The sequence below is a fragment of the Thalassococcus lentus genome (genome assembly GCF_028023555.1).
Lineage (GTDB): Bacteria > Pseudomonadota > Alphaproteobacteria > Rhodobacterales > Rhodobacteraceae > Thalassococcus_A > Thalassococcus_A lentus.
This window is the reverse complement of the sequence record NZ_JAQIOY010000013.1, coordinates 28,713-42,891: the sequence shown is the minus strand read 5'-3', so window position 1 is coordinate 42,891 and position 14,179 is coordinate 28,713. Positions and strand designations below refer to the sequence as shown.

13 protein-coding genes are annotated in these 14,179 nt (G+C 58.4%); 6 read left to right on the top strand and 7 right to left on the bottom strand.

Going from position 1 to position 14,179, the window contains the following annotated elements:
* Nucleotides 1-89: 89 nt before the first annotated feature.
* Together PFY00_RS18925 and PFY00_RS18920 are read right to left on the bottom strand one after the other, a co-directional pair.
* Entirely contained in the window at nucleotides 90-704 is a 615-nt protein-coding gene (locus tag PFY00_RS18925) for an exopolysaccharide biosynthesis protein (RefSeq protein ID WP_271434169.1), read from the bottom strand.
* Complete coding sequence (locus tag PFY00_RS18920; RefSeq protein WP_271434168.1) at nucleotides 688-1,545, bottom strand: SDR family oxidoreductase; 858 nt, start codon at nucleotides 1,543-1,545, stop codon at nucleotides 688-690. The genes PFY00_RS18925 and PFY00_RS18920 overlap by 17 nt, the downstream gene beginning before the upstream one ends.
* A gap of 90 nt (nucleotides 1,546-1,635) precedes the next feature.
* Between PFY00_RS18920 and PFY00_RS18915 the strand changes: the two genes are divergently transcribed.
* Together PFY00_RS18915 and PFY00_RS18910 are read left to right on the top strand one after the other, a co-directional pair.
* Nucleotides 1,636-2,274, top strand: coding sequence for a class I SAM-dependent DNA methyltransferase (locus tag PFY00_RS18915; RefSeq protein WP_271434167.1), 639 nt, complete (start codon nucleotides 1,636-1,638; stop codon nucleotides 2,272-2,274).
* Between the two features lie 82 nt (nucleotides 2,275-2,356).
* Nucleotides 2,357-2,842, top strand: coding sequence for a lytic transglycosylase domain-containing protein (locus tag PFY00_RS18910; RefSeq protein ID WP_271434166.1), 486 nt, complete (start codon nucleotides 2,357-2,359; stop codon nucleotides 2,840-2,842).
* A 12-nt stretch (nucleotides 2,843-2,854) separates the two neighbouring features.
* Here the strand turns inward: PFY00_RS18910 and PFY00_RS18905 are convergent, their stop codons facing one another.
* From PFY00_RS18905 to PFY00_RS18890, 4 genes are all read right to left on the bottom strand, one after another.
* Nucleotides 2,855-3,790 (bottom strand): sterol desaturase family protein, encoded by a 936-nt coding sequence (locus tag PFY00_RS18905; protein ID WP_271434165.1) that lies wholly within the window; start codon nucleotides 3,788-3,790, stop codon nucleotides 2,855-2,857.
* Nucleotides 3,791-4,004: 214 nt separating this feature from the next.
* Entirely contained in the window at nucleotides 4,005-5,555 is a 1,551-nt protein-coding gene (locus PFY00_RS18900; protein WP_271434164.1) for a phospholipase D family protein, read from the bottom strand.
* A 132-nt stretch (nucleotides 5,556-5,687) separates the two neighbouring features.
* Nucleotides 5,688-6,446 (bottom strand): class II aldolase and adducin N-terminal domain-containing protein, encoded by a 759-nt coding sequence (locus tag PFY00_RS18895; RefSeq protein ID WP_271434163.1) that lies wholly within the window; start codon nucleotides 6,444-6,446, stop codon nucleotides 5,688-5,690.
* A 90-nt stretch (nucleotides 6,447-6,536) separates the two neighbouring features.
* A complete protein-coding gene (locus PFY00_RS18890; RefSeq protein ID WP_271434162.1) occupies nucleotides 6,537-8,231 on the bottom strand; it encodes a thiamine pyrophosphate-binding protein in 1,695 nt (564 codons plus the stop codon).
* A gap of 159 nt (nucleotides 8,232-8,390) precedes the next feature.
* Here PFY00_RS18890 and PFY00_RS18885 point away from each other — a divergent pair, with 159 nt between their 5' ends.
* Entirely contained in the window at nucleotides 8,391-9,128 is a 738-nt protein-coding gene (locus PFY00_RS18885) for an aspartate/glutamate racemase family protein (protein WP_271434161.1), read from the top strand.
* Here the strand turns inward: PFY00_RS18885 and PFY00_RS18880 are convergent, their stop codons facing one another.
* Nucleotides 9,129-10,067 (bottom strand): GlxA family transcriptional regulator, encoded by a 939-nt coding sequence (locus tag PFY00_RS18880; RefSeq protein ID WP_271434160.1) that lies wholly within the window; start codon nucleotides 10,065-10,067, stop codon nucleotides 9,129-9,131. It lies immediately after the preceding gene.
* Between the two features lie 81 nt (nucleotides 10,068-10,148).
* Here PFY00_RS18880 and PFY00_RS18875 point away from each other — a divergent pair, with 81 nt between their 5' ends.
* The 3 genes from PFY00_RS18875 to PFY00_RS18865 are packed head-to-tail and all read left to right on the top strand — an operon-like array spanning nucleotide 10,149 to nucleotide 14,134.
* Nucleotides 10,149-11,309: an acyl-CoA dehydrogenase family protein gene (locus PFY00_RS18875; RefSeq protein WP_271434159.1), complete on the top strand. Its 1,161-nt coding sequence runs from the start codon at nucleotides 10,149-10,151 to the stop codon at nucleotides 11,307-11,309.
* Nucleotide 11,310: 1 nt separating this feature from the next.
* The gene (locus tag PFY00_RS18870) at nucleotides 11,311-13,356 is read left to right on the top strand and encodes an acetate--CoA ligase family protein (protein WP_271434158.1); all 2,046 of its coding nucleotides are present in this window, start codon (nucleotides 11,311-11,313) and stop codon (nucleotides 13,354-13,356) included.
* A complete protein-coding gene (locus tag PFY00_RS18865) occupies nucleotides 13,349-14,134 on the top strand; it encodes a carnitinyl-CoA dehydratase (RefSeq protein ID WP_271434157.1) in 786 nt (261 codons plus the stop codon). The genes PFY00_RS18870 and PFY00_RS18865 overlap by 8 nt, the downstream gene beginning before the upstream one ends.
* Nucleotides 14,135-14,179: the final 45 nt, after the last annotated feature.

Here is a 14,179-nt window from a genome sequence, read left to right as displayed (position 1 = left end):
CGCTGGGGCGATCCGACCGGTCGGGGGGCGCTGCCCCCCGAACCCCCCGGCGGTATTTGAAAAAAGAAGAAGCTCGGACTGCCTGTGGATCAGAGGAACCCTTGCCACAGGGCCATGGCGCCGGTTGTCAGGCCCGCAAGGGTGCAAAAGCCCATTACTGCATAGAGCCCGTCGTGCAGAACCAGACCGATGGCCAGAAGCGAGACTGCCCCCGCGCCAAATGATGTCAGCATCGGAAAGGGTTCGAGCAATGGCCATGGCAGGACTGTGCACAGGATCGCCACATGTACGAGCCTGTCGAGTGGCGGCTGTACCAGAAGCCTGAGCCGGTTGCGCGAATGACGGTCGACAAAGGCAGCCGGACCCGCGAGCCAGTTCAAACCGGCTTTGAGTCTGCTGGCTGCAATCTGGCGCCGTGTGATGAATCCGGGCAGCCAGAGGTGGCGGCGGCCCACCAGAGCCTGCAGTGTTACGGTTGCAATGACGATCATGCCGACAGTCGGTGAGCCGGGGATTGCAGAGAGCGGAGAGACTAGGATCAGCGCGGGTATCAGAATGAGCGGCGCAAAGCTCTGCTCTCCGATCCGGGTGATGATCTGCTGAAGGGGCAGCATCTCTTGGCCATCGTCAGGCACAATGCTGTCGAGCAGGGCGGTGAGCCTGCCGGTTGCCGGGACGGCCTGTTGATCAGCGGGCTTCGGCATCCATGACCGCCTGCAGGCCTGTGCGATAGTCGGGATATAGAAGACGAACGCCCAATTCCGTCTTGATCCGTTCATTCGAAACCCGTTTGCTTTCAGCATAAAAGCTGCGGGCCATGGGCGACATCTCGGCCTGATCGAAGGCCACCTCGGGTGGTCTGGGCACGCCCAGAAGATCGGCGGCATAGGCCAGAACATCCTGCGGCGGTGCCGGGTCGTCATCGCAGATGTTATAGGCCGCACCGGGGTTTGGCCTGAGAATTGATGCTTCGAGAACCTGCGCAATGTCTTCGACATGGCAGCGCGAAAAGACCTGTCCGGGCTTGATGATCCGGCGCGCGGTTCCGGCTTGAACCTTTTGGAACGGGCCGCGGCCCGGGCCATAAATTCCGGCCAAACGAAAAATATGGAGCGGCAAATCCGGCACGGCGCGCCAACGCGCCTCGGCGGCAACCCGTGCAACCCCGCGTTTTGTGGAAGGGGTCAGGGGCGTGTCTTCAGTGACCCAGCCGCCCGCGTGATCGCCATAGACACCGGTGGTCGACAAATATCCCGCCCAGTTCAGGGAACCGGCTTTGGCGGCCACTTCGGGTCCGATCAGGTCCAGCACCGGGTCTGAGCCTTCTGCCGGTGCCACCGAAGACAGCAGATGGTTGCATTGTTCCAGCGCGTCGGTCAGGGCCTGCACATCCCACAGAACCGGAGTAACCCCCGCCGCGCGCAGGGCATCGGCTTTGGCCGGGTCGCGGGTTGTGCCCAGAATGGTCCAGCCCTTTGGGACAAGGCGTGCCGCAAGTGCGCGGGCCGAATACCCATGGCCAAGAGAAAGAAGCGTGCCAGTCATGCCCTTTGGTGGCCGCTGAATGGCGGTTTTGCAAGCAAAAGCGCGCGTGCGGACTTGGCGCGTCGGTGATTGCCGGTCTAACCTGAAGCTATGAGCGACAAACCATCATTGGACGCGGCCTACAGTTTACAGGGGCAAGAGGACAACAAACGCCTCTATGCCGATTGGGCGACAACCTATGACAGCGGTTTTGCTGAACAGATGGGGTACCGCCTGCCGGATCAAGTCGCGCGTGTCTTTGCCGCGGCGGGCGGGTGTGGTCCGGTTCTGGATGTCGGGGCCGGCACTGGATTGCTGGGTCAAGCACTTGTGCATCTGGGGCTTGGCCCGATTGATGGCACGGATTTATCGGCTGAAATGCTGCGAGTTGCGAAAGAAAAACAGGTCTATAGCGCTGTTTTTACTGGTGATCTTCTGGATCGCTTGCCGGTTGATGACGGCGCGTATCAGGGCGCAGTCAGTTCAGGCACCTTCACGCATGGCCACGTCGGACCCGAAGCCTTGGCCGAAGTGTGCCGTACCGTTTGCAGCGGCGGGCTGATGGCTTTGTCGGTGAATGCAGCGCATTGGGTGGCGGGTGGATTTGAGGCCGCGGTGCACGCATTGAAAGTGCAGGGTGTCCTATCCGAAAGCCGAACCGAACAGGTTCAGATCTATGATGGGTCTGGCCAGATTGACGACGCACACGCCGCCGATACGGCGCTGGTTCTGGTGATGCGCAAGGCCTGACGGCGGGCATTGGCCGATGCCGTGTTCTGCGCTGGTGTCCTCTCTTGCCGCTGGGCTATTCTTTGCGGGCAGGAGGCTCTGAATGCTGACACGTCCGATCTTTGTCCTTTGCTTTTTCCCGTTTTTGTTGGGGTGCGCGGCGGCGCAAAGCGGCGCGGAGCCGGAGAAATCTGTGGCCGAGCAGATGGATATTCCGCTCCATCCAAATGAAACGCCGCAGTTGCGGGCCAAGATCAATCATTGGGCTGACCATTACGGATTGCCGCGCAGTCTTGTGCACCGGCTTGCCATTCGCGAAAGCACACACCGCCCCTCTGCGCGAAACGGGCCCTACTATGGCCTGCTGCAAATTCTTCCGCAGACCGCGCGCACGATGGGTTTTCGCGGTGTCCCCGGCGAATTGCTGGATGCCGATACGAACCTAAAGTACGGGCTGAAATATCTGCGCGGCGCGTGGATCGTGGCGGATGGCGATCCGGATGCGGCAATTATGTGGTATGCGCGCGGGTACTACTATGAGGCCAAGCGCAAAGGTCTGTTGGTCGAAACCGGACTTCGGCCGGGTTGATATTCCCCCGCATCAGCGCCCCGTGTACATCTGTTTCTTGCGTGCGCGGGTTTCTTGAGTGGCCTGTGCAGATCCGTCATGAAATGATCCGAACCATCGATCCCATGGCATCTCGACCGTGCCGTAGTTGCATTCGAAGTAACGGTGGTGGAGCTGGTGGAAAAAATCGCCCATCTTCGCGCGTTCCTTGTCAGCCACGTACAGCTGCTCAAACCCCGAGTGCGAAAACACCGGGTGGATCGATTGCATATACCCGTGAAACAACAGGTGCATCGGGTGAGTGGGCAGTACGAAATGAATCAGGAAGTTGGTGTAGAACAGCAGGTGTTCGACCGGGTGCATCGAGATGCCGGACCACGGGCCGACATTGACGTTTCGGTGATGCAGGGAGTGGGCGAGCTTATAGAGCGGCGGCCAGTGCAAGGCCCTGTGGACCCAATAGAAATGAAAGCTGGACCAAATCACGAGAACCGGGAACATCGCCAGAAACCACAAGGGATTGTCCGGAAAGGCAAAGGCCGGTGCGTATCCGTTTGCCATGGCCCAGAACACAATCCATTGCGCGATGGTCCATTGGGTGATTCCGCTGGCAATGGTCCAGAACATGTTGTCGTGGACCTGATTGCGAAAGGTAAAGGTGCCATTGTCACGGGTTTGGTCGCGCGGATCGAATTTATAGGCCGTTCCCTGACCGCGCCAGCGATAAAGCCAAAGGTGCAAAAGACCGGCGGTTGCCACATGTGGGATCAGGTTCAATAGCCAGACCGTGATCATCCATCCGGGTGCCCATTCTGCCATCGCAGTCAGCGGCGGCAGGAAAACCGCATAACCCACAAAGGCCAGAGCGATTGTGAAGGTCGTGCTGGAGATCGCCAGCCAATAGGCTGAATACCACCGCAGTACCGCTGCCGGCTTTGGCGGCCATTGAAACAATGGGTTCAGCGCCACGGCACCCTGTGGATGGTGGTTCCAACGGGCCGCCTCTTTGTCCTGATCCGAACTTGCCAGTTCATGTCCTCCTGTCCGCTTGAGGCATGGTGTTCTGGTTCAATCCGAAGATTCTGTTCTGTTTGCGACGTGTCGTCCGACCCAAAAGGAAAGGGCCAGCCCCCGACATATACTGCGAGAGGCTGATCTCTTTAGTGGCATGTAAGGTTTGCCGCTATAGCATCCACTCGATCGGCAGCACTTGGAGAACGGCAAGACCTATTTGCCTGAAAAGGCTGGTTCCCGGCTCTTGCTGCCAAATCATCGGATCGCTTGTAGCAGAGGGTTCTGCCCACACCATCCGGTCATCGGCGCTTAGCCTTGGTTGATATGTAACCAAGTCCAAGGGGCCGTCGAATGTTTGGCTGAAAGACCGTGCCATTTTAGGGCTTTCAATCAGAAATCCCATTTCACAGTTAAGAATTGCAGATCGAGGGTCAAAATTGAACGAGCCAATGAAGACCTTTTCGTTGTCGATGGCAAAAGTTTTTGCATGCAGAGACGCGCCGCGCAAACCAAGCGGATTGAGCTGATTGTCAGAGCCGGGTGCAAGTTCGCCGCGCAGTTTCAGCTCAAACAAATCGACACCAGAATCCAGCAGAGCGCGCCGATATTTAGTGTATCCGGCATGAACCAACATCACGTCCGTCGTGTTCATGGCATTGGTGAGAATATTGACATCTTTGCCCTGAATCGCGAGATCCGAAAAATATTTGGTTCCTTGCCGCCCGGGCACAAAATAGGCGCTGGCAAGGTCAAGGCGGGTTTCGACATCGCCCATAATGGCATCGAGGCGAAATATCATGAGATCGTCTCGGGTTGCCTTACCCAAACCCTTGATCGGGTCATCCGCAACCAATGTAACTTTTGTCCATTCCAATAGCTCTATGCGCGAAGCCAGTTTGTTCGCACTGGACGCCACGTCGTCCAAAACCAGCGCACTTTCATTGCCTGACAGGACGGCTTTGACGCGCACATCAAACTCTGCACGCGCGCCTCGCCCGGGAATAATGGATTCGACTTCAAAAACAGATTGGCTGTTCCAATAGGCATCAAAAACAGATGCGACCTCTTGTGCGATCCGGCCAACGGCTAGAACATCCATATCCTTGTAAAAGGTCTCACCCACCTCAAAGTACTCATCGCCTATGTTGCGGCCACCAATAATTGTCACGGCTCCGTCTACCGTGAGTGATTTGTTGTGCATCCGGCGGTTCATGCGAAAGAAGTCAAACAAGAAACTCATCGCTTTCGGCGAACGCACTGTTGACGGGTTGAATAGCCTGATTTCAAAATTGGGATGCGCATTCAAAGCAGCGAGGAAACCATCAAGGCCAGGCACACCGTTGTCATCCAGCAAGAGACGGATTTTCACGCCTCTGTCTGCCGCTTTGTCCAATGCGTCCAATAAAACAATACCCGATAGATCATCGTGCCAGATGTAATATTGCGCATCTATGCTTTGCTGGGCTTGGTTGATCATGCTCAAGCGGCTGGCCAATGCATCGATTCCGCCAGGCATGGGCGTTACTCCCGAAAGACCGGAATAGATTTCGGCAGCTTCGAGGGCCACGCGCCCGAACTCCGTCTCTTGAGAGGCTGGAATCGCGGTCGAAAGACGACGTTCCGAGATGTCTGGAAGGGGAAAAACAATGCGCGCGGCGATAACAAAAACCGCAAAGCTGGCAACCAGCCATATCAGGGATCTGAACAGTTTTCGCAACATTTCGCCACCTTGAATGAGCGTAGGAAAACGAGCTGAACTCTGAAAATTGGCTCATGCATTGGCGGTCACTGAACCGGCGAATAGCATTGCCAGTTACCGAACTGGATACATCTGGATGGGTCGGAAATCGTTTTAGTGCGCGTAGTCTGACCCTTCGGTATCCAGAATGGCCTTCAGTTCTTCGAGGTGACGGGCCTCTTGATCGACGGGATAGTCTTCGATCTCAGAGGCAACTTTTTCGGCGATCTCATCGGACAGAACATCCAGCGCCATCCCGGTTTGCAGCGCGCGGATATAGGTCTCGGCAGCGCGTTCAAAGTAGTACAGACGATTGAAGGTTTCCGCGACGGTCTGGCCGATGACCATGACGCCGTGATTGCCCATGACCAGAACCTTGTGTTTGGGGTTTTTCAGCAAGTCCGCACAACGCGCGCCTTCGTCTTCAAAAGCCAGACCGCCATAATTGTTGTCGATGGCGATCCGGTCAAAGAACATCGCGCAGTTCTGATCAATGGGGGGCAGGCGCTTGTCCTTGAGACAGGCAAGCACGGTGGCATGAACAGAATGCACATGCATCGCGCATCGCGCCTGCGGGCACAGGCGATGCAGACCGCCATGCAACCCCCAGGCCGTCGGATCAGGCGCGCCGGGTTTGGACAGCGTATCGGGGTCGTTCGCGTCGACGACGATCAGGTCTGATGCCTTGATGCGCGAAAAGTGCATCAGGTTCGGGTTCATCAGGAATTCTGTCCCATCGTCATTGATCGAAAGACTGAAGTGGTTTGCCACGGCTTCATGAAAACCCAAGCGCGCGGTCCAGCGAAAGGCTGCGGCCAGATCGACCCGTTCCTGCCAATGGTCAATGTTGGCAATGCTCTGAGGTGCGTTCATGTTCTTCTCCCACGGACTGTGACTGGCAAGAGTGTCCTGCTGCATATGGTTTGTGTCAATCGAGATTGTGTGCCGCCAGCGATACGCCGACTACCCCATCCATCGCATAACGGGCGCAGCGGCCTCTTCCAAAGGCTGAACCTGCACATCGATCAAAGTCGGTCCGTCATGGGCCAGCGCAGCAGCGAGCGCGGGCTCAAAATCTGCGGGTTCGGATACGCTCCATGCTTTTAGACCAAAGCCTTCGGCGACCTTTGCATTGTCTGTGCGCAAAAAATCAACGTGGAAATACCGCTTGTCCTTGTCGGCCATCTGGCTGGCCTTGATCCAGCCATAGCTGGCATTGTTCAGAACGATAAAGGTGATGGGGGCTTTGTGGCGAACCACTGTTTCCAGTTCACCGCAGGTGAACCCAAAGGATCCATCCCCCATCATCGCGACCACTTTGGCCTCTGGCCGTCCGAACCAAGCGCCAAGCGATGCCCCAAGCGCATAGCCCAACGCTCCATGCGCGCGGTTGGTGATGTAGTGACGCCCCGGTTTTGGCAGGTGACCATAGGCGTTGTAGTAAGGGCAAGACGCGCCGGGGTCTGACACGACGACGGATCGTTCGGGCAGCAGCCGGTTGAGCGTGTCGATCAGCCGTTCGGGGCGCATGGGCGCTTGGTCGCTGGCTGCCAGTTCGGCAAAGCGCGCAAATTTGCGTTTCTTGATTTCTGCCACCGAAGCAGCCCCACCAAAACGCGGCAGATCAGACCGCTTTTGCAAGACAGCGTTGACCTGATCCAGTGCAAGGCGCAGATCGCCGACCACGCCGACTTCGGTCTGATAGTTGGCCCCGATCACCATGGGATCACTGTCAAAATGCACGATGCGCGTGCCCGGTGCGGGTGCTTCCCAGCGTTTTGTGGTGGTCGACCCGGCGCGGCAGCCCATGAAAACGACCAGATCGGCATCGGTCATCATTTCCCACGTCTCATCCGTGCCGCCGTTCGAGCCTACCACGCCTAGCGAGAGCGGGTGATCATCAGACAGGGATCCCTTGCCAGAGACAGAGGTGGCAACGGCGATGTCCAGACTTTCCGCGATTTGGCCCAGCGCGTCCCAGGCTTTGGCAATCACCACGCCGCCGCCACAGACAATCAAAGGCCGTTTGGCTGTCAGGATTGCTTCGACCGCGGCTTCGGCTGCGCCGGTTTCCGGGGCCGTCGCGCGGGCCGGGTATGTTGCGTGGGTCGTATCGCCCCAAACGTCCGTTGGATCGACAGCATCGTACTGAATGTCGTAGGGCAAACCGAGATGCGCGCTGCCGGGACGGGCGGTTGTCATGGCACGAAACGCCGCGCGCACCATGCGCGGGATATGGGCAGATTGCTTGATGACCGTGTTGTATTTGGTCAAAGGGCGCATCAAGGCTTCCTGATCGACTTCGGTCAGCGGGTATTTCCCATAGGAGCCAACAGAAATGTCGGTTGTAATGGCTAGCACCGGATATGAGCTTTCGTTCGCTTCGATCAGACCGGGCAGGATATAGGTGGCGCCGCCGCCTGATGGCCCTTCACAAACGCCGACACGGCCGGTCACGCGCGCATATCCATCGGCCATGTAAGCGGCGCAGCGTTCGTCCCGCGTCAGGACATGGGTTATATTGTGATCCAGCGTGTAGAGCGCGTCATAAAACGGCAAAGTTGTATCGCCGCACAGGCCAAAAACATGGGTGACACCCTGCGCTTCGAGCATGCGCACCATCGCTTCGGCGCCATTGAGTTTGTTTGAGTCTTTCATGACATTCCCCGGTGTTGCGCTGCGAGAGTGCGGGGCAGATCAGCTTTTGGCAAGCACCGAGTGTCCAGTCCTATGGCGTGAATTGGCTTGCAAACGGGTGCAAAGCGCGGTGCTGTATCGGTACATGCAAAGTGAGCCTTCGGGGCAAAGGGAACAGCCATGGACAGCCAAGACATCGCCAGCGGCGGCAAATCCATTTACGGCGCAAGCCTTGGGATATTGATGCTGGACGCGCGGTTTCCCCGGATCCCGGGCGATATGGGGCATGCTGGCACATGGCCGTTTCCGGTGCTCTATCGCATTGTGCGGGATGCATCGCCTGATCTGATCGTGCGGCGGGGGGCTGAGGGGATGCTGCCAGCCTTTATCGACGCCGCGCAGCAGCTGGTCGCTGATGGTGCCGATGGGATCACAACGAATTGTGGGTTTCTGGCGCTGTTCCAGACCGCGCTTGCCGAGGCTGTTCCGGTTCCGGTTTTGACGTCCAGCCTATGCCAGGTTGATCTGGTAAACCGAATGTTGCCTGCGGGGCGCCGTGCCGGAATCCTGACGATTTCGGCCTCGACCCTGACTGTCGCACATTTGTCGGCGGCCCATGTGCCCGAAGGCACCCCCATCGGATCAACAGAAGGCGGACACGAATTTACGCGGGCCATTCTCGATAATGAAATTCAGATGGATGTGAACAAAGCCCGTCAGGACAACGTGGACGCCGCCATGGCGATGAAACAGGCGCATCCGGATCTGGGCGCCATCGTTTTGGAATGCACGAACATGGGCCCCTATGCACGCGACATCACCCGGGCGACCGGGTTGCCGTGTTTTTCCATGGTCACACTGGCGCAATGGTTTCATGCAGGCCTGGTACCGCCCCGGTTTGCAGCGCACGACAGCTGATCAAAAGGCCCGCATCTCTCGTGGTGTTGTTCCATGGTGCAGACGAAACGCCCGTGTCATCGCGCTGGCGTTGTCATAGCCGCAGCGGGTCGCGATTTCTGAGACGCTCAGACGTGTTTGTTCCGTCAGGCGCCGCGCTTCGGCAAGCCGCAGCGCGCGATAGACCGCCGCCGGGCTTTGGCCGGTTTCGCGTTTGAAATAGGCCTCAAGGGTTCTTTGGCTCAACCCCAGTGTTTGTGCGACGTTGGGAAGGCTTAGCGGTTCTTCTATGTTGCGACGCATCAGTGCTGCCGCTGCCTGCACGATTTGGCCCGGGCGGCTGGCGGCCTCGGCCATTGCGCCCGGCGCGCGTTCGCCATGCATGAACAGGGCACCCACTTCGAGTGCCAGCATGGCGCCATGATCCCTGGCGATCATCGCCAGCATCATTTCAAGCGCTGTGACACCCCCACCGCAACTGGCCCTTTTTGTTCCCAGAATGAACCGGTCCTGCACAACATCGACATCGGGAAAGGCCTCGGCGAACTGATCCAGAACGTCCCAGTGGATTGTTGCGGGATGTCCGTCCAGCAACCCGGCCGCGGCCAGCAGCCAGCTGCCCGTGTCCAGACCAGCGAGGCAGGCAAAACGCCGTTCCGCTGCCCGCAAGGCTGCCAAAACAGGTGAAGCCGTATGCGTGGTGTGGCCATAACTGGGCATCACCAAAAGCATGGCTCCACCGGGATGATCCGACAGCGCGCATTCCGGTGTGACGGGCAGTCCAGAGGACGAGATCACCTCTGATTTCGACAGACCAAGAAACTGCCAGCGATAAAGCGTGCGCCGCGCCAGCGAATTTGCGGCCCGCAGCGGTTCAACCGTGTTGGCCAGACAGTGGTTCGAAAAGTCCGGAAACAGCAGGATGCCGATTTCTTTTGGTGGGCTTTGCGAAATTTGCATTAAAATCTCCAATCCTGCACGACTTTGCCTGACGCATATGCGTTCAGTCAATCCAGCAAAGACGGACGCGGGGAGGGTGTCATGCATTTTGGGTTGAGCGAAGAACAAGAGATGATCGTCTCAACGGTTCGGCGTTTCGTCGAGACTGAAATCTATCCGCATGAAGCCGAGGTAGAGCGCACCGGCGAGGTGCCTCAGGAGCTTGCCGAACATCTCAAATCCAAAGTGCAGGAAATGGGGTTCTGGGCCTGTAATTTCCCCGAAGAGGTTGGTGGTGCAGGTCTGAGCCATCTGGATTTCACGTTGGTCGAGCGTGAACTGGGGCGCGGTTCGATGGCGCTGACGCATTTCTTTGGTCGTCCGCAGAACATTCTGATGGCCTGCGAAGGCGATCAACGGGATCGCTATCTGCTGCCCGCAGTCCGGGGCGAAAGGATGGATGCGCTTGCCATGACCGAGCCGGGGGCTGGTTCGGATGTGCGGGGAATGACATGTACCGCCGCCAGAAACGGCGGTGATTGGGTTGTGAACGGCACCAAGCATTTCATTTCCGGCGCCGATCATGCGGATTTCTTTATCGTTTTCGTCGCCACGGGCGTGGATGAGACACCCAAAGGCCCCAAAAAGCGGATCACCTGTTTCCTCGTGGATCGGGGTCATCCCGGTTTCACTGTGCGGGACGGCTACAATTCGGTCAGCCACAAGGGATACAAGAATTGCATTCTCGAATTCGATGACTGCCGACTGTCAGATGCACAGGTTTTGGGCGAGGTTGATGGCGGTTTTGAGGTCATGAACACATGGCTTTACGCGACCCGATTGACCGTCGCGGCGTTCTGCGTTGGGCGGGCACGGCGTTGCTTCGATCTGGCGTTGGAATATGCGGCGGAACGCCGGCAGTTTGGCCAGCAGATTGCCAAGTTTCAGGGGGTTTCCTTCCAGATTGCAGACATGATCACAGAAATCGATGCCGCAGATCTTCTGACGCTGAACGGTGCATGGCGATTGGATCAGAACCTGCCTGCGAACCGCGAGATTGCCAGCGCCAAACTCTATGCATCGGAAATGCTTGCACGGGTCACCGACACCAGCCTTCAGATTTTTGGGGGTATGGGGCTCATGGATGATTTCCCGATCGAACGGTTCTGGCGGGACGCGCGCGTTGAACGCATCTGGGACGGAACGTCGGAAATTCAGCGTCATATTATCAGCCGCGATTTGTTCCGGCCGCTGGGCGCCTGACATGACGCGGTTCGAACGGCTGCTGCAACCGCGTTCAATCGCCGTGGTGGGCGGCGGCGCATGGTGCCGCAATGTGATCGAGCAATGCACTGCATTTGGCTTCGACGGGCCAATCTGGCCGGTTCACCCAAAACGGCCAACTGTTGGCGGCTTGTCCGCCTTTCCTTCGCTTGACGATCTGCCCGAGGCACCGGACGCTTGTTTTATCGGGGTCAACCGTGAAGCAACAGTTGGCGTTGTTGAACAATTGTCCAGCCGTGGTGCGGGCGGGGCGGTCTGCTTCGCGTCAGGGTTTCGTGAGGCAGCCGGAGAGCTGGCTGATGGCGCGGACCTTCAACAAGCGCTTTTGAAAGCCGCCGGGGACATGCCAATCCTTGGCCCCAATTGCTATGGGTTCATCAATGCGTTGGACAGCGCATCGCTCTGGCCGGATATCCATGGTCTGCAACCCGTGGAGCGGGGCGTGGGCATCCTCGCGCAAAGCTCTAATGTCGCGCTTAATCTGACGATGCAGCGGCGCGGGCTGCCGATTGGCTTTTTGGGAACAGTCGGCAATCAGGCGCAGGTGGATCTGGCTGCGCTTGGAATGGCGCTGCTGGATGATCCGAGGATCACGGCTTTGGGCCTCTACGTTGAGGGGTTCAGCGATATTCGCGCCTTTGAAGCGCTTGCGAACAAGGCGCATGTTTTGGGTAAACCCATTGTAGCCATGAAGCTTGGGGCATCCGAGCAGGCCAGCGCCGCCGCGATTTCACATACGGCGTCTCTGGCGGGATCGGATGCGGGCGCACAGGCCTTTCTGGATCGGTTGGGGATCGCGCGCGCCCGCTCTCTTGGTGGTTTTCTGGAGACCTTGAAGATTTTGCATTGCACGGGCCCTTTGCGCAGCAGCAAAGCGGTCTCGATGTCCTGCTCAGGGGGTGAGGCCAGTTTGATTGCCGACAGCGCGCTGGGCACGGATGTACAGTTTCCGGCCTTGACTGACCGGCAGCACAAGGGGCTGTCCAAGGCGCTGGGCCCAAAGGTCGCTTTGGCCAACCCGTTGGATTACCACACGTATATCTGGGCAGACGAAGGCGCGATGCAGGCGTGCTACAAGGCGATGCTGGACCGGGACGATCTGGGTATCGGATTGCTCGTGCTCGATTTTCCGCGTCCGGATCGGTGTGAAACCTCGGATTGGGATGTCGCGTTGCGCGCTGCAGCAGGTGCTGCGGGGCAATCGAAAACACCTTTGGCCATTCTGTCCAGCATTCCCGACACGATGCCCGAGGCGCGCGCAGAGCAGATCATGGAAGCAGGCATGATTCCGCTGTGCGGCATCGGCGACAGTCTCGAAGCCATCGCGGCTGCGGCCTCTGTGCTGTCCGCCCCGGGCGGTCGCATTCTGATGCCTGAAAATCCGGAAAACGGTGTCACTGAGCGGGTTCTGTTTGAGGATGAAGCCAAGGTCGCATTGTCGGCACATGGATTGCCTTGTCCGATCGGGCGCGCTGTTCCTGTATGCGAGGCCGCAGAGGCCGCGCAGGAGATAGGGTTTCCGGTTGCGTTGAAAGCCATGGGGCAGGCGCATAAAACCGGCCACGGCGGTGTTTGGCTGGGGCTGGCTAGTCCCTCAGAGGTCACAGAGGCGGCCCATCAGATCGGGTCTGAGACCCTTTGGCTCGAGCAGATGATGCCCGGCGCCTTGGCTGAATTGCTGATCGGGGTGCAACGTGATCCGGCGCATGGCTTCGTTTTGACCATTGGAGCAGGCGGGGTTCTGACGGAAATACTGTCAGATGTTGAACACCGTTTGCTGCCGGTTTCGCGGCAGGATGTTTTGGAGGTGTTGGACCGTTTGCGCATGGCCCCGATCCTGCGGGGCTATCGTGGCGCGGAGGCTGTTGATACGGGCGCCATTGCTGATGCAGTGCTTTGTGTGCAGGACTATGTGCTAACCCGTTCCGGCGCGGTTCAGGAGATAGAGATCAACCCGTTGCTGTGCTTTGCGGACAAGGCCGTGGCCGTGGACGCGTTGATCCGACTGGAGGAAGAAAATGAGTGAGAATGCGATCCTGACGGAACGCCGCGGCGCCGTGCTTGAGGTGACTTTGGCACGAGGCAAGGCCAACGCGATCGATCTGGCCACAAGCCGGATCATGGGCGAGATCTTTACCGAATTTCGGGATGACCCGGAGCTGCGTGTGGCGATTGTCACCGGGGCTGGTGAAAAGTTCTTTTGTCCGGGCTGGGATCTGAAAGCGGCGGCAGAGGGCGACGCAGTCGATGGGGACTATGGTGTTGGCGGTTTCGGTGGATTGCAGGAGTTGCGCGGACTGAACAAGCCCGTGATCATGGCCATCAATGGAATTTGCTGCGGCGGCGGATTGGAATTGGCCCTGTCCGGGGACATTCTGCTGGCGGCAGAGCATGCCAGTTTTGCACTGCCCGAAATCCGTTCGGGCACCGTTGCGGACGCGGCAAGTATCAAGCTGCCAAAACGAATTCCCTATCACATTGCCATGGAGATGCTGTTGACCGGTCGCTGGTTGGACGCGCAGGAAGCGGCGCGTTGGGGGCTGGTCAACCGGGTGCTGTCGGCGGATGAGCTGATGACGCAGGCCCGGCAATTGGCAGATGAATTGGCCTCGGGTCCGCCGTTGGTTTTTGCGGCGATCAAGGAAGTGGTGCGCGAAGCGGAAGATATGAAGTTCCAGGACGCGCTGAACCGAATTACCAAGAGTCAGTTTGAAACTGTGGAGCGGCTCTACAGGTCCGAGGATCAACTGGAAGGCGCCCGGGCTTTTGCCGAAAAGCGCGACCCTGTCTGGAAGGGGCGTTGACGGTGTCCGGCGCTTGTGAGCAGGCTCACGTCGCCCCGCCCACCG

Excerpts from the sequence above, each read along its gene's own strand:
- PFY00_RS18925 (WP_271434169.1), bottom strand. The coding sequence starts at position 704 with ATGCCGAAGCCCGCTGATCAACAGGCCGTCCCGGCAACCGGCAGGCTC.
- PFY00_RS18920 (WP_271434168.1), bottom strand. The coding sequence starts at position 1,545 with ATGACTGGCACGCTTCTTTCTCTTGGCCATGGGTATTCGGCCCGCGCA.
- PFY00_RS18915 (WP_271434167.1), top strand. The coding sequence starts at position 1,636 with ATGAGCGACAAACCATCATTGGACGCGGCCTACAGTTTACAGGGGCAA.
- PFY00_RS18910 (WP_271434166.1), top strand. The coding sequence starts at position 2,357 with ATGCTGACACGTCCGATCTTTGTCCTTTGCTTTTTCCCGTTTTTGTTG.
- PFY00_RS18900 (WP_271434164.1), bottom strand. The coding sequence starts at position 5,555 with ATGTTGCGAAAACTGTTCAGATCCCTGATATGGCTGGTTGCCAGCTTT.
- PFY00_RS18895 (WP_271434163.1), bottom strand. The coding sequence starts at position 6,446 with ATGAACGCACCTCAGAGCATTGCCAACATTGACCATTGGCAGGAACGG.
- PFY00_RS18890 (WP_271434162.1), bottom strand. The coding sequence starts at position 8,231 with ATGAAAGACTCAAACAAACTCAATGGCGCCGAAGCGATGGTGCGCATG.
- PFY00_RS18885 (WP_271434161.1), top strand. The coding sequence starts at position 8,391 with ATGGACAGCCAAGACATCGCCAGCGGCGGCAAATCCATTTACGGCGCA.
- PFY00_RS18880 (WP_271434160.1), bottom strand. The coding sequence starts at position 10,067 with ATGCAAATTTCGCAAAGCCCACCAAAAGAAATCGGCATCCTGCTGTTT.
- PFY00_RS18875 (WP_271434159.1), top strand. The coding sequence starts at position 10,149 with ATGCATTTTGGGTTGAGCGAAGAACAAGAGATGATCGTCTCAACGGTT.
- PFY00_RS18870 (WP_271434158.1), top strand. The coding sequence starts at position 11,311 with ATGACGCGGTTCGAACGGCTGCTGCAACCGCGTTCAATCGCCGTGGTG.
- PFY00_RS18865 (WP_271434157.1), top strand. The coding sequence starts at position 13,349 with ATGAGTGAGAATGCGATCCTGACGGAACGCCGCGGCGCCGTGCTTGAG.